The sequence below is a fragment of the Streptomyces sp. NPDC002870 genome (assembly GCF_042888505.1).
In the GTDB taxonomy this organism is placed as follows: domain Bacteria; phylum Actinomycetota; class Actinomycetes; order Streptomycetales; family Streptomycetaceae; genus Streptomyces.
Genome location: NZ_JBIAPW010000002.1, coordinates 110,183 through 131,026 on the forward strand (window position 1 = coordinate 110,183; position 20,844 = coordinate 131,026).

Annotated in this window: 18 protein-coding genes and 1 riboswitch; of the genes, 7 read left to right on the top strand and 11 right to left on the bottom strand. The window is 67.2% G+C overall.

Annotated elements, in window-relative coordinates; all coding sequences use genetic code 11:
* Positions 1-87: 87 nt before the first annotated feature.
* The 5 genes from ACFYWY_RS02965 (at position 88) to ACFYWY_RS02985 (ending at position 5,470) form a co-directional block, all read left to right on the top strand.
* The gene (locus ACFYWY_RS02965) at positions 88-1,509 is read left to right on the top strand and encodes an HD-GYP domain-containing protein (RefSeq protein ID WP_389178704.1); all 1,422 of its coding nucleotides are present in this window, start codon (positions 88-90) and stop codon (positions 1,507-1,509) included.
* Positions 1,506-2,798 (top strand): HD-GYP domain-containing protein, encoded by a 1,293-nt coding sequence (locus tag ACFYWY_RS02970; RefSeq protein WP_389178707.1) that lies wholly within the window; start codon positions 1,506-1,508, stop codon positions 2,796-2,798. The genes ACFYWY_RS02965 and ACFYWY_RS02970 overlap by 4 nt, the downstream gene beginning before the upstream one ends.
* 106 nt (positions 2,799-2,904) lie before the next feature.
* A complete protein-coding gene (locus ACFYWY_RS02975) occupies positions 2,905-3,885 on the top strand; it encodes a tetratricopeptide repeat protein (protein ID WP_389179563.1) in 981 nt (326 codons plus the stop codon).
* Between the two features lie 60 nt (positions 3,886-3,945).
* Positions 3,946-4,575 (top strand): peptide deformylase, encoded by a 630-nt coding sequence (gene def, locus ACFYWY_RS02980; RefSeq protein ID WP_389178710.1) that lies wholly within the window; start codon positions 3,946-3,948, stop codon positions 4,573-4,575.
* A gap of 157 nt (positions 4,576-4,732) precedes the next feature.
* A complete protein-coding gene (locus ACFYWY_RS02985; RefSeq protein WP_389178713.1) occupies positions 4,733-5,470 on the top strand; it encodes a D-Ala-D-Ala carboxypeptidase family metallohydrolase in 738 nt (245 codons plus the stop codon).
* 9 nt (positions 5,471-5,479) lie between these two features.
* Here ACFYWY_RS02985 and ACFYWY_RS02990 read toward each other — a convergent pair whose 3' ends face one another.
* Positions 5,480-6,454, bottom strand: a complete 975-nt coding sequence (locus ACFYWY_RS02990; protein ID WP_389178717.1) for a GlxA family transcriptional regulator — start codon at positions 6,452-6,454, stop codon at positions 5,480-5,482.
* A gap of 82 nt (positions 6,455-6,536) precedes the next feature.
* On the opposite strand from ACFYWY_RS02990, the gene ACFYWY_RS02995 reads away from it, so the two are divergent.
* Positions 6,537-6,779, top strand: coding sequence for a hypothetical protein (locus ACFYWY_RS02995; RefSeq protein WP_389178720.1), 243 nt, complete (start codon positions 6,537-6,539; stop codon positions 6,777-6,779).
* Positions 6,780-6,830: 51 nt separating this feature from the next.
* Here ACFYWY_RS02995 and ACFYWY_RS03000 read toward each other — a convergent pair whose 3' ends face one another.
* The 10 genes from ACFYWY_RS03000 to ACFYWY_RS03045 form a co-directional block, all read right to left on the bottom strand.
* Entirely contained in the window at positions 6,831-7,874 is a 1,044-nt protein-coding gene (locus ACFYWY_RS03000; RefSeq protein ID WP_389178723.1) for a ribonucleotide-diphosphate reductase subunit beta, read from the bottom strand.
* Complete coding sequence (locus ACFYWY_RS03005) at positions 7,874-10,237, bottom strand: ribonucleoside-diphosphate reductase subunit alpha (RefSeq protein ID WP_389178726.1); 2,364 nt, start codon at positions 10,235-10,237, stop codon at positions 7,874-7,876. Before ACFYWY_RS03005 ends, ACFYWY_RS03000 begins: the two co-directional genes overlap by 1 nt.
* A gap of 140 nt (positions 10,238-10,377) precedes the next feature.
* Positions 10,378-10,510, bottom strand: a riboswitch (cobalamin riboswitch).
* A gap of 45 nt (positions 10,511-10,555) precedes the next feature.
* Positions 10,556-11,053, bottom strand: a complete 498-nt coding sequence (locus ACFYWY_RS03010; protein ID WP_389178729.1) for a GNAT family N-acetyltransferase — start codon at positions 11,051-11,053, stop codon at positions 10,556-10,558.
* Positions 11,054-11,139: 86 nt separating this feature from the next.
* Positions 11,140-11,346, bottom strand: a complete 207-nt coding sequence (locus tag ACFYWY_RS03015) for a YbdD/YjiX family protein (RefSeq protein ID WP_389178732.1) — start codon at positions 11,344-11,346, stop codon at positions 11,140-11,142.
* Positions 11,343-13,586 carry a carbon starvation CstA family protein gene (locus ACFYWY_RS03020; RefSeq protein WP_389178735.1) on the bottom strand — a complete coding sequence of 748 codons (2,244 nt, stop codon included), beginning with the start codon at positions 13,584-13,586 and terminating at the stop codon, positions 11,343-11,345. Before ACFYWY_RS03020 ends, ACFYWY_RS03015 begins: the two co-directional genes overlap by 4 nt.
* Positions 13,587-13,808: 222 nt before the next feature.
* Positions 13,809-14,969: an MFS transporter gene (locus tag ACFYWY_RS03025; protein WP_389178738.1), complete on the bottom strand. Its 1,161-nt coding sequence runs from the start codon at positions 14,967-14,969 to the stop codon at positions 13,809-13,811.
* Positions 14,970-15,050: 81 nt separating this feature from the next.
* A complete protein-coding gene (locus ACFYWY_RS03030; RefSeq protein WP_389178741.1) occupies positions 15,051-15,545 on the bottom strand; it encodes a GNAT family N-acetyltransferase in 495 nt (164 codons plus the stop codon).
* A complete protein-coding gene (locus tag ACFYWY_RS03035; protein WP_389178744.1) occupies positions 15,546-16,748 on the bottom strand; it encodes a type III PLP-dependent enzyme in 1,203 nt (400 codons plus the stop codon).
* A 16-nt stretch (positions 16,749-16,764) separates the two neighbouring features.
* Positions 16,765-18,078, bottom strand: a complete 1,314-nt coding sequence (locus ACFYWY_RS03040) for a DUF6271 family protein (protein WP_389178747.1) — start codon at positions 18,076-18,078, stop codon at positions 16,765-16,767.
* The gene (locus ACFYWY_RS03045) at positions 18,071-19,126 is read right to left on the bottom strand and encodes a phytanoyl-CoA dioxygenase family protein (protein WP_389178750.1); all 1,056 of its coding nucleotides are present in this window, start codon (positions 19,124-19,126) and stop codon (positions 18,071-18,073) included. Before ACFYWY_RS03045 ends, ACFYWY_RS03040 begins: the two co-directional genes overlap by 8 nt.
* Positions 19,127-19,890: 764 nt before the next feature.
* Between ACFYWY_RS03045 and ACFYWY_RS03050 the strand changes: the two genes are divergently transcribed.
* Entirely contained in the window at positions 19,891-20,829 is a 939-nt protein-coding gene (locus ACFYWY_RS03050; RefSeq protein WP_389178753.1) for an aldo/keto reductase, read from the top strand.
* Positions 20,830-20,844: the final 15 nt, after the last annotated feature.

Genomic DNA, 20,844 nt, shown 5'->3' on the forward strand with positions numbered 1-20,844 from the left:
TGCGAAAAGCTGACTACTTGCCGCCGCGGCACCCCCAACTCGCTAGCCTGGCGCTCCCTTTGAGAGAGGCGAGGAGAGGGCGGGACAGTGAGGGCCATACCGGCGGCGGCACGCGCGTACATTCTCGGCGCGGCGCTGTGTGCTGCGGTATGCGCACTGCCCGCGGTGCGGCACGCGGCCGCGGTCCCCTGGAGCGCCGTGCTGCTGCTCGCCGTGCTGTACGCCGTGTGCGAGATGCCCGCCCGCTGCCGCTACCTGGGGAACTCCGTGCCGGTGGGCGCCGGGTCCTTCTTCCCCGTACTGCTCGCCGGGGCGTTTCTGCTGCCGCCGGCCGCCGCCATGCTCGTCGCCGTGCCCGGCGCGCTGCTGGGCCGGATCGACCGGCGGCCCGCGGGCGTACGCCGGATCTGGCGGGCGGCGCGCCTCGCGCTCGCGACATGGGGCGCGGCGCAAACGTATCTGCTGCTCGCCGGGGAGCGCACGCTGCGGGCGCCGGACTTCCCGTACGCGCTGCTGCCCGCCGCGGCCGGGGCGCTCGTCTTCTGTCTGGTGCTGACCTTGCTCGACGGCGGCATCCTCGCCACCGCGGAACAGCTGCCCGTACGGACCGCCTGGCGCGGGCTGCTGCTGCGATCGCTGGCGCCGCACTGTGTGCACGGCCTCGCCGGGCTGATGATGGCGGTGCTGTGGCGCAGTCCGTACGGGCCGCTGTCCGCGCTCTTCGTGTTGCTGCCGATGTACATCTCCTGCTGGATCTTCGCGCAGTACCACCGGGAGCGTGCCGCGCATCAGGCGACGATCCGGGCGCTGGTGCAGGCCGTCGACATCAAGGACAAGTACACCCGGGGGCACAGCGAGCGGGTCGGGCGTGCGTCCGTGCTGATCGCGCGCGAGCTGAGCATGGATGAGGGTCGGCTCGAGCTGCTCCGGTTCGCCGGGATCCTGCACGACGTGGGCAAGCTCGGGGTGCCGACGCGGGTGCTGCGCAAGGACGGGCCGCTGACGCCCCAGGAGCGGCGGGTGATCGAGCTGCATCCGGAGTACGGGCACGACATGGTGCGCGGCATCGGATTCCTGGGGGAGGCGCGGGCGGCGATCCTGCACCACCACGAGCGGTTGGACGGGAGCGGGTATCCCTACGGTCTTGTGGGGCGCCAGATCCCGGAGTTCGCGCGGGTGGTCGCGGTGGCGGACGCGTTCGACGCGATGACGTCGACCAGGTCGTACCGGCGGGCGCGGCCGGTGGCGGTGGCGCTGGAGGAGCTGAAGCGGTGCGCGGGGACGCAGTTCGACCCGCAGATGGTGCGGGCGCTGGTGCGGGCACTGGAGCGGCACGGGTGGGAGACGGCGGTGACGTCGGACGAGGCGGGAGTGGGCGCGGGAGCCGGTGCCGGGTCCGGCGGCGGGGCCGCCGGGCGGGGCGTGAGCGGAAACGTCCCTCCGCAACCGGAGCAGGTACGTATGGCGGTGCCGGGGCGTGACACCGGCACCGCGGGCAGACCGGGGTGACCACCTCGCCGGGGAACCTCGTCCGCGTCGTCTACGCCGCCGCCGCGCTGCTCACCGGCGGTGCGCTGGGCGGGACCCTGTGGCAGGGACTGGACCAGCCCGGGAATGCCCTCGCCTTCGGGGCGTTCATCGCCGTCGGGGAGCTCGCCCGGTGGGGGTCTCAACCCGGGGTGGGGGTACCTCCCATGCGCTTGGCGCCATGGGGGAGGGAGCCGGCGCCTCTGGGGGCCGCGGGTGCGCTCGCCTACGCGCTGCTCGGAGAGTGCGCGGGACGGCCCACCACGCACGGGGTGCTGCAGGTGGTCGCCGTCGTCGTCGCGGCCGCGCTCGCCGGGGCCGTACCGCATGTGGCGCGGGGGAGCGGGCCCGCGCTCGACCATGTGGCGCGGCGGGTGCTGACCGTCGGGTTCGCCGCCGTCTGCTTCCAGCCGCTCTACAACTCGGGGGAACTGGCGCGCTGGGTCGGGCACGGTGCCTATTACGCGCTGTTCCTGCTCGTGCTGCTCGTGCTGACCGCCCTGTGCGACGCCGTCCTCGCCGCCGCGATGCTGCACGCCCGCACCCGGTTTCCGTACGGCCCTCTCCTGCGCGACGAGCTCAGAGCCCTGCTCGGCATAGGCTCCGCGGTCTGCGCCACCGGAGCCGTGATGGCTCTCGCCGTCGCCGTCGCCGGACTCTGGGCGCTGCCCGTGTTCTGCGTGCCCCTCCTCCTCGCCCAGCTCTCATTCCGGCGGTACGCCGCGGTCAGGACCACCTACCGGCAGACCATCGTGTCCCTCGCCCGCGCCACCGAGATCGCCGGGTACACCCAGCCGGGCCACGCCCGCAGAGTCGCCGCGCTCAGCACGGCCGTCGGACGGGAGCTCGGGCTCTCCGGGCCCGATCTGACCGTCCTGGAGTACGCGGCGCTGATGCACGACATCGGGCAGCTGTCCCTCGTCGATCCCGTACCGGAGGGGGCCACCGCCACCCTGCCCGTCGCCGAGCAGCGCCGCATCGCGCTGCTCGGCGGGGCCGTCGTCCGCCAGACCGGCGTCCCCGCGGCCGTCGCCGTCGTGGTGGAGATGCAGGCCGACCCGTACCGAGAACAGCCGCTTCCCGCCCGGATCGTCCGGGCCGTCAACGCATACGACGATCTGGCCGGGGGAAGCGGAGGAACAGCGGGCGGGGCGCTCAGCGCACTCGAGCAGCTGCGGCTCGGCACCGGGCGCGACTACCAGCCGGAGGTGGTCGAATCCCTCGCCAGAGTCCTGGCACGAGGCGGTCTGGCCCCCGTCCCACCTGGGTAACCCATGGGTAATGAGCGAGCCTCCGACTAGGCATGGTTGGATGCGAAAGAAGGCAAACAAGCATGCGTCCGGGGGCAGTGACCCGAGCGACCGGCAGGCGGGAATCGTGAGGATCTTCGGGAAGGTACGGCATCGGCCCTCCGCCTCTTGGCGGCAGGCCACCGACCGCGCGTTCACGCTGATCGGCGACGGCCGGTACGAGGACGCGGGCGCGCTGCTGACACGGGCGGCGGACCTCGAGCCCTGGCTCTCCGAGTCCTGGTTCAACCTGGCGCTGCTGCACAAGTTCCGGCACGACTGGGAGCAGGCGCGCGCCGCCGGTCTGCGGGCCGTCGCGCTGCTGGACAAGGAGACGGGCGCTCCCGACTGGTGGAACGTCGGGATCGCCGCCACCGCCCTGCAGGACTGGCCGCTGGCCCGCCGGTCCTGGCAGGCGTACGGACTGAAGGTGCCAGGCGCGGCCGCGGCCAATGGCGAGCCGGTCGGCATGGAGCTGGGCAGCGCGGCGGTACGCCTCTCGCCCGAGGGCGAGGCCGAGGTGGTGTGGGGCCGCAGGCTCGACCCGGCCCGGATAGAAGTGCTCTCCATCCCGCTGCCGTCCTCCGGGCGCCGCTGGGGCGAGGTCGTCCTGCACGACGGCGTGCCCCATGGGGAGCGGACCACCTCGGCAGGACCTTCGTACCCCGTATTCGACGAGATCGAGCTCTGGGCGCCCTCGCCCGTACCCACCTGGGTGGTGCTGCTGGAGGCCGCGACCGAGGCCGACCGGGACGCCCTGGAGCAGCTCGCCGCGGACGCCGGATTCGCCGCAGAGGACTGGTCCTCCTCGGTGCGGCTGCTGTGCCGGTCCTGTTCCGAGAGCCGGATGCCGAGTGCCGAGGGCGAGGGCGAGCACCTCGACCCGCACGACCACAGCGAGCCGGGCCATCCGGGGCCCCTCGGCCACCGCACCGCGGGCGATCTGTGGTCACCGGAGCGCGAGTGCGGCATCGCTGCGCCCGCCGGGCTTGTCCGTGGGCTGCTGGACGGCTGGGTCGCCGACAGCCCGGACTCCCGTGAGTGGCGGGATCTCGAGGAAGTCTGCTGATCCCTGGCCTTAGGCTGTACGGGATCGGATTCGGGATTTCAGGAAGGCGCAGAAGCGGACATGGCGCAGCAGCAGGCGGGCGAGCAGGTGAACGACGACTTCGTCGTCGACACGGAGGACTGCGAGGAGCGTGAGCTGGCGCACCGCGAGCGAGGTACGGCGCGCCCGATCACGGTCGTCGGCAACCCGGTGCTCCACAAGGAGTGCAGGGACGTCACCGAGTTCGACGGCAAGCTGGCGGCGCTGATCGACGACATGTTCGCGAGCCAGAAGGCGGCGGAGGGCGTGGGCCTGGCCGCCAACCAGATCGGCGTGGACCTCAAGGTCTTCGTGTACGACTGCCCGGACGACGACGGCGCACGGCACACCGGTGTCGTCTGCAACCCGGTCCTGGAGGAGCTGTCGCCGGAGCTGCGCGTCCTCGACGACTCCAATGAGGGCTGCCTCTCGGTGCCGACGGCGTACGCCTCGCTGCCTCGTCCCGACTACGCGGTGGTGCGCGGGCAGGACGCCGAGGGCAAGCCGATCCGGGTGCGCGGCACGGGGTACTTCGCCCGCTGCCTGCAGCACGAGACGGATCATCTGTACGGGTACCTGTACATCGACCGGCTCTCCAAGCGGGACCGCAAGGACGCGCTGCGGCAGATGGAAGAGGGCACGCCGCGCTACGAGACCGTGCCGAACGACTGAGTTCCGGATGTGCCGAGGGGCCCGCTCACGCCGAGCGGGCCCCTCGGCGTGTTCGCCGCCATTGGGCGGACAAATGACGCCGGACCGGGGCCTGTTGACGCGCGTCGACCGTCCCGTCAGTCTCTGCCGTACACCGCACACACGGTATGGAGGCTCGATGTTCCGTCGTACCGCACGACTTCTGTTGTCTCTTGTCATGGTCATGGCCGCCGCCTTGGCGGGGGTCGTGGCGACGGCCGGCACCGCCCAGGCGGACGGCTGCTACACCTGGTCCCGCACGCTCTCCCAGGGCGCGTCCGGCGCCGACGTCACCCAGCTGCAGATCCGGGTCGCCGGATATCCCGGCTACGGCGGGGTGCTCGCCATCGACGGCGACTACGGCCCGGCGACCACCGCGGCGGTCAAGCGGTTCCAGTCGGCGTACGGGCTCGGCGCCGACGGCGTCGCGGGGTCCGCCACCTTCTCCAAGCTCTACGCCCTCCAGGACGACGACTGCACGCCCGTCCACTTCACCTACGCAGAGCTCAACGACTGCAACAGCACCTGGGCCGGCGGTGCCGTGAGCGCCGCGACCGCCAAGTCCAACGCGCTGCGCACCATGTGGAAGCTGGAGGCCATGCGGCACGCACTCGGCGACCAGCCGATCACCGTCACCAGCGGCTTCCGCTCGCACGCCTGCAACGACGCGGTCGGCGGCGCGGCGGGCAGCCGGCATCTGTACGGTGACGCGGCGGATCTGGGCGCGGGCCCGCACTCCCTGTGCAAGCTGGCTCAGCAGGCCCGCAACCACGGCTTCAACGGGATCCTGGGCCCCGGCTACCCGGGCCACAGCGACCACACGCACGTCGACCACCGCGCCAGTCGCTTCTGGTCGGCGTCGAGCTGCGGCATCTGAGCGCTCGGGTCAGGCGGCCCTGCCGGGGGCGACCGGTCCGCGGAAGGTCCTGCGGTAGGCGTTCGGCGTGGTGCCGAGCGTACGGAGGAAGTGGTGGCGAAGTCCGGCCGCGTTGCCGAATCCGGCGCGGCCGGCGATCGCGTCCACCGTCTGGTCCGTCGTCTCCAGCAACTCCTGTGACAGCAGCACCCGTTGGCGCAGCAGCCAGCGGTAGGGCGTGGTGCCGGTCTCCTGCTGGAAGCGGCGGGCGAAGGTCCGCGGCGACATATGGGCCCGGGCGGCGAGCTGCTCGACGGTCATCTCGCGGTCCAGATGCCGCTCCATCCAGGACAGGACGTCCCCGACCGTGTCGCAGGGGGTACGCGGCAGCGGGCGGTCGATGTACTGCGCCTGGCCGCCGTCGCGGTGGGGCGGAACCACCATCCGGCGGGCGATCTGGTTGGCGACCTCGGGGCCGTGCTCCTGGCGTACGACGTGGAGGCAGGCGTCGATCGCCGCTGCGGTGCCCGCCGAGGTGATCACCGCTCCCTCGTCCACGTACAGCACATCGGGGTCGACGAAGGCCCGCGGATAGCGCTGGGCCAGCGCCTGCGCGTGCCGCCAGTGGGTGGTGCAGCGGCGGCCGTCGAGCAGTCCCGCGGCGCCGAGGACGAACGCGCCGGTGCAGACGCTGAGCACCCGGGCCCCGCGATCGACAGCGCTGCGCAGGACGGCGAGCAGCTCGTCGGGGTATTCGCGGGTGGGGTACGAGCCGCCGGTGGGGACGGCGATGAGATCGGCGTCCGCCAGCCGTTCGAGGCCGTAGGGAGTGCTGATGGTGAACCCGGCGTGGGTGGGCAGGGTGGGACCCTCGGCGGAGACGGCCGCGAAGTCGTAGACCGGCAGGCCGTCGTCGCTGCGGTCGTAGCCGAACACCTCGCTGAGGACGCCGAGTTCGAAGGGATGCACATCGGTCAGGAGGACGGCAGCCACATTTTTCAGCATGGAACCAGTGTGGCAGTAATTCGATGATTTATGACAGTCCTGCCACTGATTTCTTTGGCGCGGGAGGACGACAGTGGACGTCATGAACACATTCCTGGAGTACCTGTTCGTGATCGCCCTCTACGCGCTGATCGCCCTTCCTGGCCTGGTCGGGTACGCGAGAGACCGAGCCGTCGATCGCCAGCTGCGTCAGGCCGAGCTGCGTCAGGCGGGGCTCCGTCAGGCGGGGCAGCCTGAGGCACGGCGCCGCTCCGCAAGCCCGAAGTCCAGGGCCTGGTCCCGCCCGGACTTCGAAGCACCGGCGGTCAAGGCCCCGTGCCACTGAAACGGCCGGGCGGGTGCCAGAAAGGCACCCGCCTGCCGTGCACCAGCAAGATCAGAAGTCGTCGTCGAAGCCGACCGAGCCCTCGACCGCGACCTGATAGGCGGAGGGGCGGCGCTCGAAGAAGTTCGTCAGCTCCTGGACGCCCTGCAGCTCCATGAAGGAGAACGGATTCTCCGAGCCGTACACCGAGGCGAAGCCCAGCCGGGTCAGCCGCTGGTCTGCGACGCACTGCAGATACTCGCGCATCGACTCGGTGTTCATACCCGGCAGACCGTCGCCGCACAGATCGCGGCCGAACTGCAGCTCCGCCTCGACCGCCTCCTTCAGCATGTCGGTGACCTGCTGCTCGAGTTCGTCGTCGAAGAGCTCAGGCTCCTCCTTGCGGACCGTGTCCACGACCTCGAAGGCGAAGTTCATGTGCATGGTCTCGTCCCGGAACACCCAGTTGGTGCCGGTAGCCAGGCCGTGCAGCAGGCCGCGGGAGCGGAACCAGTACACGTACGCGAACGCGCCGTAGAAGAACAGCCCCTCGATGCAGGCCGCGAAACAGATCAGGTTCAGCAGGAACCGGCGGCGGTCGGCCTTCGTCTCCAGCCGGTCGATCTTCTCGCCCCCTTCCCCTTCGAGGGCGGCCATCCACTTGAAGCAGAACTGGGCCTTCTCCCGGATCGACGGGATCTCCTCGACCGCGTCGAAGGCGGCAGAACGGTCGTCCGGGTCGGGGAGGTAGGTGTCGAGCAGCGTCAGATAGAACTGGACGTGCACCGCCTCCTCGAAGAGCTGGCGACTCAAGTACAGCCGCGCCTCCGGGGAGTTGATGTGCTTGTAGAGGGTGAGCACCAGGTTGTTGGAGACGATCGAGTCGCCCGTCGCGAAGAACGCGACCAGCCGGCCGATCATGTGCTGCTCGCCCGGCGAGAGCTTGGCGAGGTCGGCCACGTCGGAGTGGAGGTCGACCTCCTCGACGGTCCAGGTGTTCTTGATCGCGTCGCGGTAGCGCTCGTAGAAGTCCGGGTAGCGCATGGGGCGGAGAGTCAGCTCGAAGCCGGGGTCGAGCAGGTTCTTGCTGAGCGCGATCTTTTCTGAGCTGGGCATTACTGGCAGGCCTCGCAGGACTCGGGGTTTTCCAGGGAGCAGGCGACGGCGTCGGGCTCGGCCGCCTGCTGCACGGGGATGGGGGTGGCGGACTGAGCCGCGCGCGCGATCCGTGTCGCCGGGCGGGAGCGCAGGTAGTACGTCGTCTTCAGGCCCTGCTTCCAGGCGTACGCGTACATCGAGCTGAGCTTCCCGATGGTCGGCGTCTCCAGGAACAGGTTCAGCGACTGCGACTGGTCCAGGAAGGGCGTGCGGGCGGCGGCCATGTCGATCAGGCCGCGCTGCGGGATCTCCCACGCCGTGCGGTACAGCGCGCGGACGTCGGCCGGGATCCAGCTGAAGCCCTGCACCGAGCCGCTGGACTCGCGCAGCGCCTCACGGGTCTGCGCGTCCCACACGCCGAGCTTCTTCAGCTCCTGCACCAGGTAGGCGTTGACCTGGAGGAACTCACCGCTCAGCGTCTCGCGCTTGAAGAGGTTGGAGACCTGCGGCTCGATGCACTCGTACACGCCCGCGATCGAGGCGATGGTCGCGGTCGGCGCGATGGCGAGGAGGAGGGAGTTGCGCATGCCGCTGTCGGCGACGCGGGCGCGCAGCGCGCCCCAGCGCTCCGGCCAGTTGAGCTCGACGTCGTAGTGGTCGGGGTGCAGCACGCCACGGGCCGCGCGGGTCTGGGACCAGGCGGGCAGCGGGCCGTTGCGCTCGGCGAGGTCGCAGGACGCCTCGTAGGCGGCGAGCATGATCCGCTCTGCGATCTTCGTGGAGAGCGCCTTCGCCTCTGGCGAGTCGAAGGGGAGGCGGAGCTTGAAGAAGACGTCCTGTAGGCCCATCGCACCCAGGCCCACCGGACGCCACTTGGCGTTGGAGCGGCCGGCCTGCTCGGTCGGGTAGAAGTTGATGTCGACGACCCGGTCGAGGAAGGTCACGGCGGTACGGACGGTCTCGTCCAGCCGCTCCCAGTCGATGCCCCCCGACGCGAGCACGAACGAACCGAGGTTGACCGAGCCGAGGTTGCAGACGGCCGTCTCCCCGTCGTCCGTCACCTCCAGGATCTCGGTGCACAGGTTCGAGGAGTGGACGACCTTGCCCGGCTCGGCGGTCTGGTTGGCCGTGCGGTTGGAGGCGTCCTTGAAGGTCATCCAGCCGTTGCCGGTCTGCGCGAGCGTACGCATCATCCGGCCGTACAACTCCCGCGCGGGGATGGTCTTGCGCGCGAGCCCCGCGGCCTCCGCCTTGCGGTACGCCGCGTCGAACTCGTCGCCCCACAGATCGACCAGGTCCGGCACATCGGCGGGTGAGAACAGCGACCAGTCGGCGTCGGCCTCGACGCGGCGCATGAACTCGTCCGGGATCCAGTGCGCGAGGTTGAGGTTGTGCGTTCGCCGCGCGTCCTCACCGGTGTTGTCGCGCAGCTCCAGGAACTCCTCGACGTCCGCGTGCCAGGTCTCCAGGTAGATCGCGGCGGCGCCCTTGCGCCGGCCGCCCTGGTTCACGGCGGCGACCGAGGCGTCGAGGGTCTTCAGGAACGGCACGATGCCGTTGGAGTGGCCGTTGGTGCCGCGGATCAGTGAACCGCGGGCGCGGATGCGGGAGTACGAGAGGCCGATGCCGCCCGCGTGCTTGGAGAGCCGCGCGACCTGGTGGTACCGGTCGTAGATCGAGTCGAGCTCGTCCAGCGGGGAGTCCAGCAGATAGCAGGAGGACATCTGCGGGTGGCGGGTGCCGGAGTTGAAGAGGGTGGGCGACGAGGGGAGGTAGTCGAGGCGGCTCATCAGCCCGTACAGCGCGGCGACTTCGTCCAGGGCGCGCGCGGAGGCGTCCTCCGCCAGCCCGCAGGCGACGCGCAGCATGAAGTGCTGCGGGGTCTCGATCACCTGGCGGGTCAGTGGGTGCCGGAGCAGATAGCGGCTGTAGAGGGTGCGCAGACCGAAGTAGCCGAAACGGTCGTCGGCGTCCTGGTCGATCAGCGCGTCGAGACGGGCGGCGTGCAGCGTGACGAACTCGGCCGTGCGGTCGGCGATCAGGCCCTCGCGGTGGCCGACCGCGACCGACGCGGAGAAGGACACCGCGCCCTGCCCGGCGGCCTCGTCCGCGATGTGACGGGTCAGCAGGCGGGCGGCGAGCCGGGAGTAGGCCGGGTCCTCGGAGATCAGCCCCGCGGCGGCGTCGGTGGCGAGGCCCCGCAACTCGGCCGCGTCCGACCGGGCGTTGCGGCCGCGCAGCGCGGCGGCGGCGACGCGTCCCGGGTCGGTGTCCGGCAGATCGGCAGTCAGATCGGTCAGGGTCCGCAGAAGCGCGGTCCCGGGGCCGTCGGCAGCCTGCTCCTCGATGCCTGAAACCGGATCGGCTGGCGCGATGGTCACGTGGTGCTCTCCCTCGCTCGGCTCTGGGCCGGCGGGGGAGGGGGAGGGCCGCGGGCGTACGTACCCGGAAATAGGCAGCGCACCGCACGGCATCCACCGACCCAACCGCGAGGCCCGGACGTCTCGGCACCCGGTTCGGTCGAGCCGGATGCACCGTCGGCAGGTCTTCGGACTGATGGGTACGACAAAGCGCACCACAGCACACCGTTGCGGGACAGTTCCGGATTCGCACCGGATTCCCCTGCGGCGACAGCGAGCATGAGCATACATGTGGGGGCCGCTGGATGCGGCACCCCCCACATGTTGTGTCGTGACGGGCTACAGCTCCAACGCGTACGTCAGCAGGGGGAGTCCTGGGATGGGCTCCCAGTCCCGGTCGGGCGAACGGACGAAGCCCAACCGCTCGTAGATCCGGTGGGCGGCGAGCATGGTGGGCTGGGTCGACAGCAGGAGCCGTTCCACGCCGTCGACGGCCCGTGCCTGCTCGATGCAGGCCCGTACGAGCGCCTCGCCCGCACCACGGCCCCGCCCCTCCCGGGCGACCGCCAGCATCCGGAACTCGGCCTCGCCCTCGCGCGCGATGTCGGCCCAGGCGCTGCCCGGGGCGGCGAAGGTCACACCGCCGAGCAGCTCCCCCTCGTGCACCGCGACGAGCACTTCCGCGCCTTCGGCCCGGCGCCCCACGGCCCGCAGCTGGTGGAGGTACTCGTCGTCCTCGCCGAAGTCCAGCAGTCCGTCGTCGAGATAGGCCCGTGCCGTGATCTCGCCGAGACGCTCGTACTCCTCGGGCGTGGCCTCCCTGATCGTGATGTCCATGCTTCGAAGTGTGCACCAGGGGTACGACAACGGGCCGCCGTATTTCCGTCACCGGAAATGCGGCGGCCCGTTGTGCGCGTAACCGTTCAGCAGCAGCGGAACCCTTCGCGCGGATCCGCTTCCCGTGCGTCCGTGCGCTTGCGTTCGAACTCGCGCCGGGTCATGACCTCGGTGGCAGGGTCGCAGGATCTGGCGTGGGCGACGTACTTGTCGTACACGCTCTCGCCGGACACCTCGCGTACGTACCAGCGGATCCAGTCCGCCGCCCGCCGGATGCTCGTCGCCGGGCTCACGGCGAGCCGGTCCCGGCCGGCACGCCGTCCTCGGCGCGGCCGTCGTCGGCGCGGCCGTCCTTGCGGATGCCGCCCTCGGGGCCGACCCCCGCGGCCACGAGCTCGGCCTTCTCCTCCGCCGTGGGGAACAGACCGGCCGGTGCCACCAACTTCGACTCGGTGAACGGGACCTCGGACAGTTTGACGCTCGCGGGGTCCCTGACGGCCTTGACGCAGACCCGTGCCGCATCCGCGATCACCACGATGATGAGGAGGGCGAAAAGGGCGCAAAGCACGCCGTCCACCGTGGAGTTGGTGACGACGGTGTGCATCTCGTCCATGGTCTTGGCGGGCGGCAGCACCTCGCCGGAATCGATGCCCGCCTGGTACTTGTCCCGCTGGGCGAAGAAGCCCACCCGCGGGTCGGCCGAGAAGATCTTCTGCCAGCTCGCGGTGAGCGTCACGGCGGCGTCCCAGGCCAGCGGGACGGCGGTGACCCACGCCCACTTGAGGCGGCCGGACTTGACCAGCAGCGTGGTGCAGACGGCCAGTGCCACGGCGGCCAGCAGCTGGTTGGCGATGCCGAACAGCGGGAAGAGCTGGTTGATGCCGCCCAGCGGGTCGTGCACGCCGACCCAGAGGAAGTAGCCCCAGCCGCCGACGACGACCGCGCTGGCGAACCAGACGCCCGGCTTCCAGCTGACCTGGCGGAAGGGCTTGTAGACGTTGCCCAGCATGTCCTGGAGCATGAAGCGGCCCACCCGGGTGCCGGCATCCACAGTGGTGAGGATGAACAGCGCCTCGAACATGATCGCGAAGTGGTACCAGAACGCCTTCATGCCGGCGCCACCGATGACCGCGGAGAATATCTCCGACATGCCGAGCGCGAAGGTCGGTGCACCACCGGTCCGCGACAGCAGTGAGGCCTCCTCGACGTCCGACGCGGCCTTCGCCAGCGCGTCGGGCGAGATGGAGAAGCCGAAGTTCGTCACGGCCTCGGAGGCGGACTGGACCGTTGTCCCGACCACGCCCGCAGGGGAGTTGATCGCGAAGTACAGACCGGGGTCGATGATGCAGGCCGTGATCATCGCCATGACGGCGACGAAGGACTCGGTCAGCATGGCCCCGTACCCGATCATCCGGATCTGGGTCTCCTTCTGGACCATCTTCGGGGTGGTGCCCGAGGAGACCAGCGAGTGGAAGCCGGAGAGCGCGCCGCACGCGATGGTGATGAAGACGAACGGGAACATCGATCCGGCGAAGACCGGCCCGTCGCCGCGGCTCGCGAACTCGGTGACGGCGGGCATCTTCAGGGTCGGCAGGGCTACGAAGACGCCGATCGCGAGCAGCGCGATCGTGCCGACCTTCATGAAGGTCGAGAGGTAGTCGCGCGGCGCCAGCAGCATCCACACGGGCAGTACGGAGGCGAGGAAGCCGTACGCGATCATCCACATGACCAGCGTGCCCGGCGCCAGGGTGAAGGTTTCGGCCAGCGAGGACTCGGCGACCCAGCCGCCCGCGACGATGGCGAGGAGCAGCAGTGCGACACCGATGACCGAGACCTCGGTGACCTTGCCCGGACGCAGCACCCGCAGATAGACGCCCATGAAGAGGGCGATCGGGATGGTCATGGCGATGGAGAAGACACCCCACGGGGAGTGCGCCAGGGCGTTGACGATCACCAGGGCGAGCACGGCCAGCAGAATGATCATGATGGCGAAGACGGCGACCAGCGCGGCCGCTCCGCCGAAGGGGCCGATCTCGTCACGGGCCATCTGGCCGAGCGAACGGCCGTTGCGGCGGGTGGAGAAGAACAGCGTCACCATGTCCTGCACCGCACCGGCGAAGATCACGCCGACGATGATCCAGATGGTGCCCGGCAGATAACCCATCTGCGCGGCGAGCACGGGGCCGACCAGCGGGCCCGCGCCCGCGACCGCCGCGAAGTGGTGCCCGAAGAGCACCCGGCGGTCGGTCGGATGGAAGTCGATGCCGTTATTGAGCCGTTCGGCGGGGGTGGCCCGGTCCTTGTCGACCTTCAGTACCCGGTTCGCGATGAAACGTGAGTAGAAGCGGTAGGCGATCGCGTACGAACCGAGCGCGGCCGCGAGCATCCAGGCGGCCGAGATCTCCTCGCCCCGGGAGAGCGCCAGCACACCCCAGCCGGCCGCGGCCACGAGGGCGACGAGCGACCAGATGGCGATCGACCTCGGAGTGAGTCGTCTGAGTGGCGTGTTGGGTGGTGCTGACGGCTCTGGCATGTGCACGTCCCCTCGCTGATCACCTGTTGTAATGCGCAGGAAATCTAGGCGAGTGGTCCGCGTACAGTCACCCCCCGTCCGTATATCGGTACGGCAACAGTCTGATGTCAACCGTTCGGCCTGCAACTGCGCGGACGGTCCGACTCCTGGCGGTCCGTCAGCATCCGCTCGATTCCCGTCGGGACGCCACGGTCACGGCTCGCACCTCGCGACACCAGGAGTTCAAGCTCGGGAAGTGTCGGTGAGGAGCGGCCAGCGGATCTGCGTGGCGCACAGGGATACGAGGATTGCCGAGGCGGCAACGGCGCCCATGCCCCACACCAGGCTGCTGGCGCTCGCGATGAAGCCGATCATCGCTGGTCCTGCCAGCAAGCCTGTTGTTCCCATGGCGGCGACCAGAGCCAGTGCGTCCGAACCCTGTCTTGCTGCGGCCACATAAATACATGGAGTCACGGCTGCAGTGCCCAGTCCGACGCAGGCGAACCCGATCAATGCCGGCACCACGCCGCCGACCAACAGGGAAAGCGCCAGTCCTGCACCGGCCAGTGCGCTACCGACGCGGACAATACGTCCGTCGCCCCAGCGGGTGCGCCAGCCATCGGCGAAAATGCGAGCAAGCACCATCATGACTGAGACGACCGCGATGCCCATGGGCGCTATTTCTGACGATGCGTTGACAACGTCCTTCATGTAAAGCGCGGACCAGTCGTTCATGGCGCCTTCGGTCACGGTGCCGAACGCCATTGCGCAACCCATCCATACCGTCACGCGAGACGGCATGGTCAACCTGCGACGGTTCTCCTTCGGAGGCTGGTGGTCTTCCATCAGCAATCCCGATCGGGCGTATCCGACCAGCAGCAACAGAATGACGGTGGCCACACCAAAATGCGCCGCCAGAGCCGGGGTCAACATGTTCACGCCGGACGCGAGGAGTGCAGCGCACAATGCCCCACCGCTGAATGTCGCATGCAATTTAGCCATAGCGGTTCGCTGGTATTTGACTTCGAGAGCGGCTCCTTGCGCGTTCATGGCGACGTTCAAGGACCCGACGGCGATGCCGTCGCAACAAATGATCACAAGAGTGACCGGATAGCTCGGGGCCGCAGCCAACGCAAGCAGCAGCATGCCCAGGCAGAGTGCCGACAGAAATGCGAGGCGCCGGGAGCCCAGTCGCTTCATCAGTATCGCCACGAGCGGGAAAGATGCTGCCGCGCCCGCACCACAGGCCATCAACAACAGGCCCAGTTCCGCTTCGGTCAGGTCAAGCTGAGTTTTGATCGCGGGTAGCCGCGATGCCCAGGTGGCATACTGAAACCCAAGAAAGAAGAACAACGCTGCGATCGCCAACTGTGCCCGTCGGAATTGATCACGAACACGAAACATGTGAATCAGCCTACTTGTCTTCCGGTGATGCTACGGGCAGCGGACAGTCGGTTGGCTTCGACTTCTTGGTTCGCGGACTCCTCACACCGCCTTGGACATGTACACCGCGTTTGTGCCGTAACTCCTCGGGAGAGCGACCTCATGATGGGCCTTATATCCGTTCGCCGACCAGAAGATCTCGCTGCCTGCAACGGCGATCAAGGAGATGCGTTCATACATCTTTGATCTGGCCGTTGCTGTGAGGTGGTGCACGAGATGTTTTGCCAACCCTCTGCCGCGAAAAATTTCGGCGATGACGAGATCGTGCAGATGCAAGTTCCGCGAGTGGAAAACAGTCTCCTCCATTCGGGTTAGATCCGGATATTGGAACATCGGGTAGGGTAATGCGAGCAAGTAGCCCGCTATCTGCTGTTCGAAATCCAGCACAAAGCATGTGGCTGGCGAGGCGCGAGCTCTGGACTCCAGTGCGGCCCGCTCCTCCGACAGTGTGCTGTCGGTGTACGCACTGGCTTCCAGCGCTAAAATGCCGCTCCAGTCGCCGTCGGAGATGTGCCGTATGCGCACGTCGTGGCCCATCTATTCCAGGCCTTCCGGGTCGTTTCTGCCGTTGTTTTCGCCGTGTATCCACGTGTGCGGAAGTGGAGCGAAGCCATTGAACCCCTGTGTCGTGTAGCTGGTGGCATAGGCACCGCTGGAGAGTATCCAGACCGGATCTCCTGATGCGGCCGCTTTGGGCACCGATACTAGATTGTGCTCATGGGCGTAGGAGTCATCACTGTCGCAAGTAGGGCCCGCAATGACAGCCGGCACGTATTCTGTGCCAACATGAGAAGGAAACATCAGCCTGTACTGAAGCTCATCCATCTCATACAAGCCGTTGAATTTTCCACAGCTCAGGTACAGCCAGTATTGACGTTCACCGTTCATTTGTTGTCTCGCTGACAGCCGGGACACGTGTGCCCTAATTGCACCGTGGTCGGCGACTAGATAGCGCCCCGGCTCCATAATGAAGTCCAGGTGAGATCCCGACACCTCCCTGAGCTGCTCCATGCCCTCTCGGATCACGGCGAATATCTTGTCCATTGGAGGGTCCAAAGGCCTGCCCCGCGTGTCGAGATAACCGAGGGCAGGCAGGCCGCCACCGAGATTTATATGGTCCAGAAAGATTCCTCGCTTATTCAGGACCGCGAGCACGTCAGCGAGGTATTCGAAAGAATTTCGCCACGCTTTGGCCGTCATTTGCTGTGAGCCGACATGAACGGACAGGCCTGATGGTGTCAGGCCTGCTGCCCGCGCCGCTTCCATAACTAGTACTGCGTCGGTACCCGAGCATCCGAATTTCTGGCTGAGACCCCAGAGTGCCCCGTCCCCGCTGGTGGCCAGCCTGCAGAACACTCGAGCACCCGCGGCACGGGTTGCAATCGCCGTCACGTCTTCCAGGCTGTCGGTTGCAAAGTCCCTGACACCAAGACGATGCGCATCGACGATATTCCGGTCGGACTTGATGGTGTTGCCGTAATGTATCCTGTCGATCGGTACGCCGGTCCTGATTGCCTGCGCAATTTCATTGGGGCTCGCCGCGTCGAAGCCGGCGCCCTTTCTTGCCAGACAGGCAAGCACCTCGTCCACCGGACAGGCTTTCATCGCAAATCGGACGGAGATGCCGGGCAGCTCCCGTATCAACGATTCATATCGTCCTTCAATCCCTGCGAGATCGAAGATGATCTGGTCCTCGGAAGCGGCTGCCAGGGCCGCGCGCATATGTGTATTCACGTGCATGATGGTCTGCGTCCGGCTACCGGTGCAGTGGGTGGACGCTCGTGGCCCTGCTCGCGTGCATCAGCGGTTCCCACGCTTCCATCAGCAGCGCGAAGTCCTCGATGTCCTCCCGAGCTTCGTCAAGCAGTCGCCGACTGCGTGACGCCAGGATGTCGGCGAACTCGGCGTATCTGCCTCCCAGCTTTCGGTAGGAACGATCGAGGCTGTCCAGCCGCTGTACGTTCTCTTCCCTGTCCAACCGGGTACTTTCCCTGACGAATTCGACGATCGTGGACGCGCGGACGCGATGCCGATCGTCGAGCAGTGACTCGCTGGCCGCCGCCATCCTGCCGTAGATGAAATTGAAGTAGAGCATCGACAGGAAAAACTTCGTCAACCGCATCTGGTAGGCCATGAATCCAAAATCGGTTCTTCGCTCAGCGGTGTAGAAGTTCACGATGTTGCGGTTGTGCAGGACGCCAGGCAATTTGCCGTCGTAGACCAGGTGTATGAGGAAGTAATCGCTCCCGATGGTATTGGTCGCGGGCGGCAGTGGTACGCGCTCGTACACCTCATGATGGAAACTGATGTTGCACATGTCCACCCGCATGGGGTCGACGGTGGTCAGCGTCGAGTGATCGTGGATGAATGATTCGGCGCCGGCCCCCCTGAAGGATTCGTCGACCCACTGCCTTTTCTCATCTTCCGGCCACTCGCTGGGGGCCCACAGGCTTACGACGTCGTAGTAGATGTTGCCGTCGAGCTGATAGATCTCACTGATGTCCACGGACAGCTCACCCACAAAGGAACTGCCCACCAACGCAACTGGCTTGTCGGCATGCGCCGGGTCAAGCGTGGTCTCGGACACGCCATGTGCCGCTTCGGTCGCGCGTTTTCCGAGTGATGTGAGCTCGTGGTGAATGGGAAAGACAGGCTCACCATTCAGGACCTGATAGCTGCTGTCTGAATCCCTGCGGTGTATCGATCGACACCCGAGCGCGCTACCGATCAAGAATGCCCGGTTGGTGCAGGCGCCGTAGGAAACGTCGGCCGGGAGCATGAGATCGAGCATCAGATCCGGCTTGGCGGCGCCTGCCCGGTCGATAACCCTCTGCAGAAAGTTCCGCTGTTCCGCCTCGCCGAGATGGTGCACGATCACGTTCGGGACGCTGTACGCCTCGCTGACCACTTTGGCGTGCTCCGCAAACGCATGCTCGTCAGAAGAGTCCAGGATCAACAGGTGCACCTCGACATCGAAGTGTTTGGCGGCGTAAACCGCTTCCCCGCGCATGGCCGATATCGTGGCGGCGCATGCTCTGTTCGTGGGAAGGGTGAGACAGATTTTATGCATGCCGTAGTTCTCCGGCTGACTGTTCCGGTTCTTGCCCGCTCCAGCATTCGAGCCCCAGCAGTCTTTTGCCGAGGTCATTCAGCGTGGCAGTGCCGTACCTGAGGGATTCGTGCTTCTTCGCGTCGCCGACCAGCGTCTTGTTCCAGTCCGGTGTGCTGAGATGGCGCCATGAGTCGACCCGGGATCGTCTCAGTTCATGGTGTGACTCCAGAGCGGGCATCATGGAGAGGTACTGGACCGCTCGAACGCCGTTCTCCGAGGTGTTGCGTGCCACCCCATGTGCAAGCAGACCGTTCCAGATCAACAGGTCGCCCGCCTTGAGTGCTGGTCGGACCACGGGAAAGTCCTCCCGGTCAGCTTCTGGCCTCAAGGGATCTCGGTCCGCCGGCTGAACAGCCTTCCATTGGTCGAACTGACGGAACAACTCGGGCGCGCACTGGAAACCGCCCAGTTCTGGCTGGGTATCGTTCAGCGCGATGATCCCCTGGACTCTTTGTGGCGGCACACCGAGTGTGGTGTCGACATCCCAATGAAGCTCGATGTCAAACCCTTTGTCCGTGGGCGCGATAAGCGCGCGATCGCGGTTCTTGATGTTGGGCGGGTTGAGGTTGAGCCGGTCCAGGGTCACCCACAGCTCTTCACAGCCCCACACATCGGCGAACGCATCATAGACTCGCTGCGTCTGGCGGCTGTCCCATATGAGCTGGTGGTGGTATGCCTCGACGAATCCATAGATGTGCAGCTCTCTGTCCAAATCCGATCGGAATCGCTGATCTGAATACCAGCTGTCCGGCCGGGCTGGATCGAGCCCTTGGAAGTCCCATGTGAACTCCAGGAGACGTTCCGCCGCAGAAGCGGGGATCGCCTGCTCTACAACGACGTAGCCGTAAGTCTGCCAGAAGGCGAAGTCCTCTTCGGACAGCACTCGAAGCTGCCGTAAGTTTCGGAGATCCTTCAACGGTGTCTGCGCCAGATACGTCTCGCCGTCCGAGCTGAAATATGGGATATCCGAAGCGGCTCGATGCAGATATTGGTCAGGCGTCGGCATGCAATAGCTCCAAGGCTCGAATTTTTTGTGTGGCCAAGCGGACCGATCGCTCACCGCAGTCAGCGCGGAGAACGGCCTCGGCGCGACCGTCGTCGCCAACCGGGATCGATACGGTGCCGCCGACCAAGCGGATCGACTGGCCGACCCAGAGCACAGCGAGGTCACAGTCGGCTGTCGGTAAATCACGCCGCGGGAAGGCTGCCATGCAATGCGGAGTTCATCCGCACAACGGTGGATGTCACTGCCTGAAGACCGGGCAAACACGCGCACGGCAAGAAGACTTAGTTGGATCGCACTGTCGCGCCGGCCGGTCGCCCCGTGGGAACTGTGGTTCTCCGCGAAGACAGAACTGGGATTCCTCCCTCCTTGTACTCGGTGCTGGTCACACGTCGTAGACACCCGAGTTGGACTCGTGGTGTCGGCAAGCCGGCTCGCTACTCCGGCAAGGAGCCACGCCAGGGCCTTCACCTCGCCGAACGCGTGTTCCCACTAAGTTGGACTAGACCAACGCCCGGTGTCAACCCTGAAGTTGGGGGATCACGGGAAGTGTGCGGGTCGGTTGGGCTCTCGGGAATGGTCTGGACCTTTTTCCGGGATTGCGCAACGGGCCGGGGTCTTGATCCCTACAGTCGGATCAGGGGAGCCCGTCGACTGGTGCGCTCGCTGTACCCGCGTGGCCGGTCCGGCTGTGTGGCCCGGCTGCAGTGCTCCGAGGACTGACCGCTCTCACTTGAAGTGCATTCCTGATCGGGAGGATTGACCCCATGACGACACGACAGCGCACGATCGCCCTCGGCACACTGGGATTCGGCACAAGCGTCGACGAGTCGACCTCGTTAGAGATTCTCGATCGCTTCGTGGAATCCGGAGGCACCGTGCTCGACACGGCGAACAACTACTCGTTCTGGATCGACGGCGCGACCGGCGACGAGAGTGAAACGGTGATCGGGCGCTGGCTGGCCGACCGCAACGCCCGTGACAACGTGGTGATCAGCACCAAGGTCGGGGCGCGGCCGGCCGTTCCCGGCACCGGCCTGGAGAACGCCGAGGGCCTCTCCGAGAAGGCCGTCAGGGCCGCTTTCGACGAGAGCCTGCGGCGCCTTGGAACCGACCGCGTCGACGTGTACTGGACCCACATAGAAGACCGGTCCGTGCCGCTCGCCGAGACCGTGGACACGCTGGCCGACCTGGTGGAGACCGGGAAGGCCGGCGAGCTGGGGGCCAGTAACCACGCCGTCTGGCGGACGGAACGGGCCCGCACCCTCGCGGGGGTCCGGCCGCGCTACACCCACCTGCAGTACCGCTACTCCTATCTTCAGCCCCGCTTCGACATCCCGCTGCCGTCCTCGGCCCATGTGCATGTCACCGGGGAACTGCTCGACTACGTACGCTCGGAACCGGATCTTCAGTTGTGGGCCTACAGCCCACTCCTCTCCGGGGGTTACACCCGTGCGGACGTGGAGATCCCCGAGGCGTACGACCACCCCGGCACGCCCAAGCGGCTGGCGGCGCTGCGCGAGGTGGCCGAGGAGCTCGGAGCGACCGTGAACCAGGTCGTACTCGCCTGGCTCCTGGACAACGATCCGCCGATTCTCCCCATCGTCGGCGTCAGCAGGATCAGCCAGGTGGATGAGGCGATGGCCGCCCTCGACATCACGCTCGGCGACGACCAGCGGCGGCGCCTCGACGATGCCGGCGTCTGACACGTCGGCGGAGCG

Excerpts from the sequence above, each read along its gene's own strand:
- def (WP_389178710.1), top strand. The coding sequence starts at position 3,946 with ATGGCGCAGCAGCAGGCGGGCGAGCAGGTGAACGACGACTTCGTCGTC.
- ACFYWY_RS02985 (WP_389178713.1), top strand. The coding sequence starts at position 4,733 with ATGTTCCGTCGTACCGCACGACTTCTGTTGTCTCTTGTCATGGTCATG.
- ACFYWY_RS02990 (WP_389178717.1), bottom strand. The coding sequence starts at position 6,454 with ATGCTGAAAAATGTGGCTGCCGTCCTCCTGACCGATGTGCATCCCTTC.
- ACFYWY_RS02995 (WP_389178720.1), top strand. The coding sequence starts at position 6,537 with ATGAACACATTCCTGGAGTACCTGTTCGTGATCGCCCTCTACGCGCTG.
- ACFYWY_RS03000 (WP_389178723.1), bottom strand. The coding sequence starts at position 7,874 with ATGCCCAGCTCAGAAAAGATCGCGCTCAGCAAGAACCTGCTCGACCCC.
- ACFYWY_RS03010 (WP_389178729.1), bottom strand. The coding sequence starts at position 11,053 with ATGGACATCACGATCAGGGAGGCCACGCCCGAGGAGTACGAGCGTCTC.
- ACFYWY_RS03020 (WP_389178735.1), bottom strand. The coding sequence starts at position 13,586 with ATGCCAGAGCCGTCAGCACCACCCAACACGCCACTCAGACGACTCACT.
- ACFYWY_RS03025 (WP_389178738.1), bottom strand. The coding sequence starts at position 14,969 with ATGTTTCGTGTTCGTGATCAATTCCGACGGGCACAGTTGGCGATCGCA.
- ACFYWY_RS03030 (WP_389178741.1), bottom strand. The coding sequence starts at position 15,545 with ATGGGCCACGACGTGCGCATACGGCACATCTCCGACGGCGACTGGAGC.
- ACFYWY_RS03035 (WP_389178744.1), bottom strand. The coding sequence starts at position 16,748 with ATGCACGTGAATACACATATGCGCGCGGCCCTGGCAGCCGCTTCCGAG.
- ACFYWY_RS03040 (WP_389178747.1), bottom strand. The coding sequence starts at position 18,078 with ATGCATAAAATCTGTCTCACCCTTCCCACGAACAGAGCATGCGCCGCC.
- ACFYWY_RS03045 (WP_389178750.1), bottom strand. The coding sequence starts at position 19,126 with ATGCCGACGCCTGACCAATATCTGCATCGAGCCGCTTCGGATATCCCA.
- ACFYWY_RS03050 (WP_389178753.1), top strand. The coding sequence starts at position 19,891 with ATGACGACACGACAGCGCACGATCGCCCTCGGCACACTGGGATTCGGC.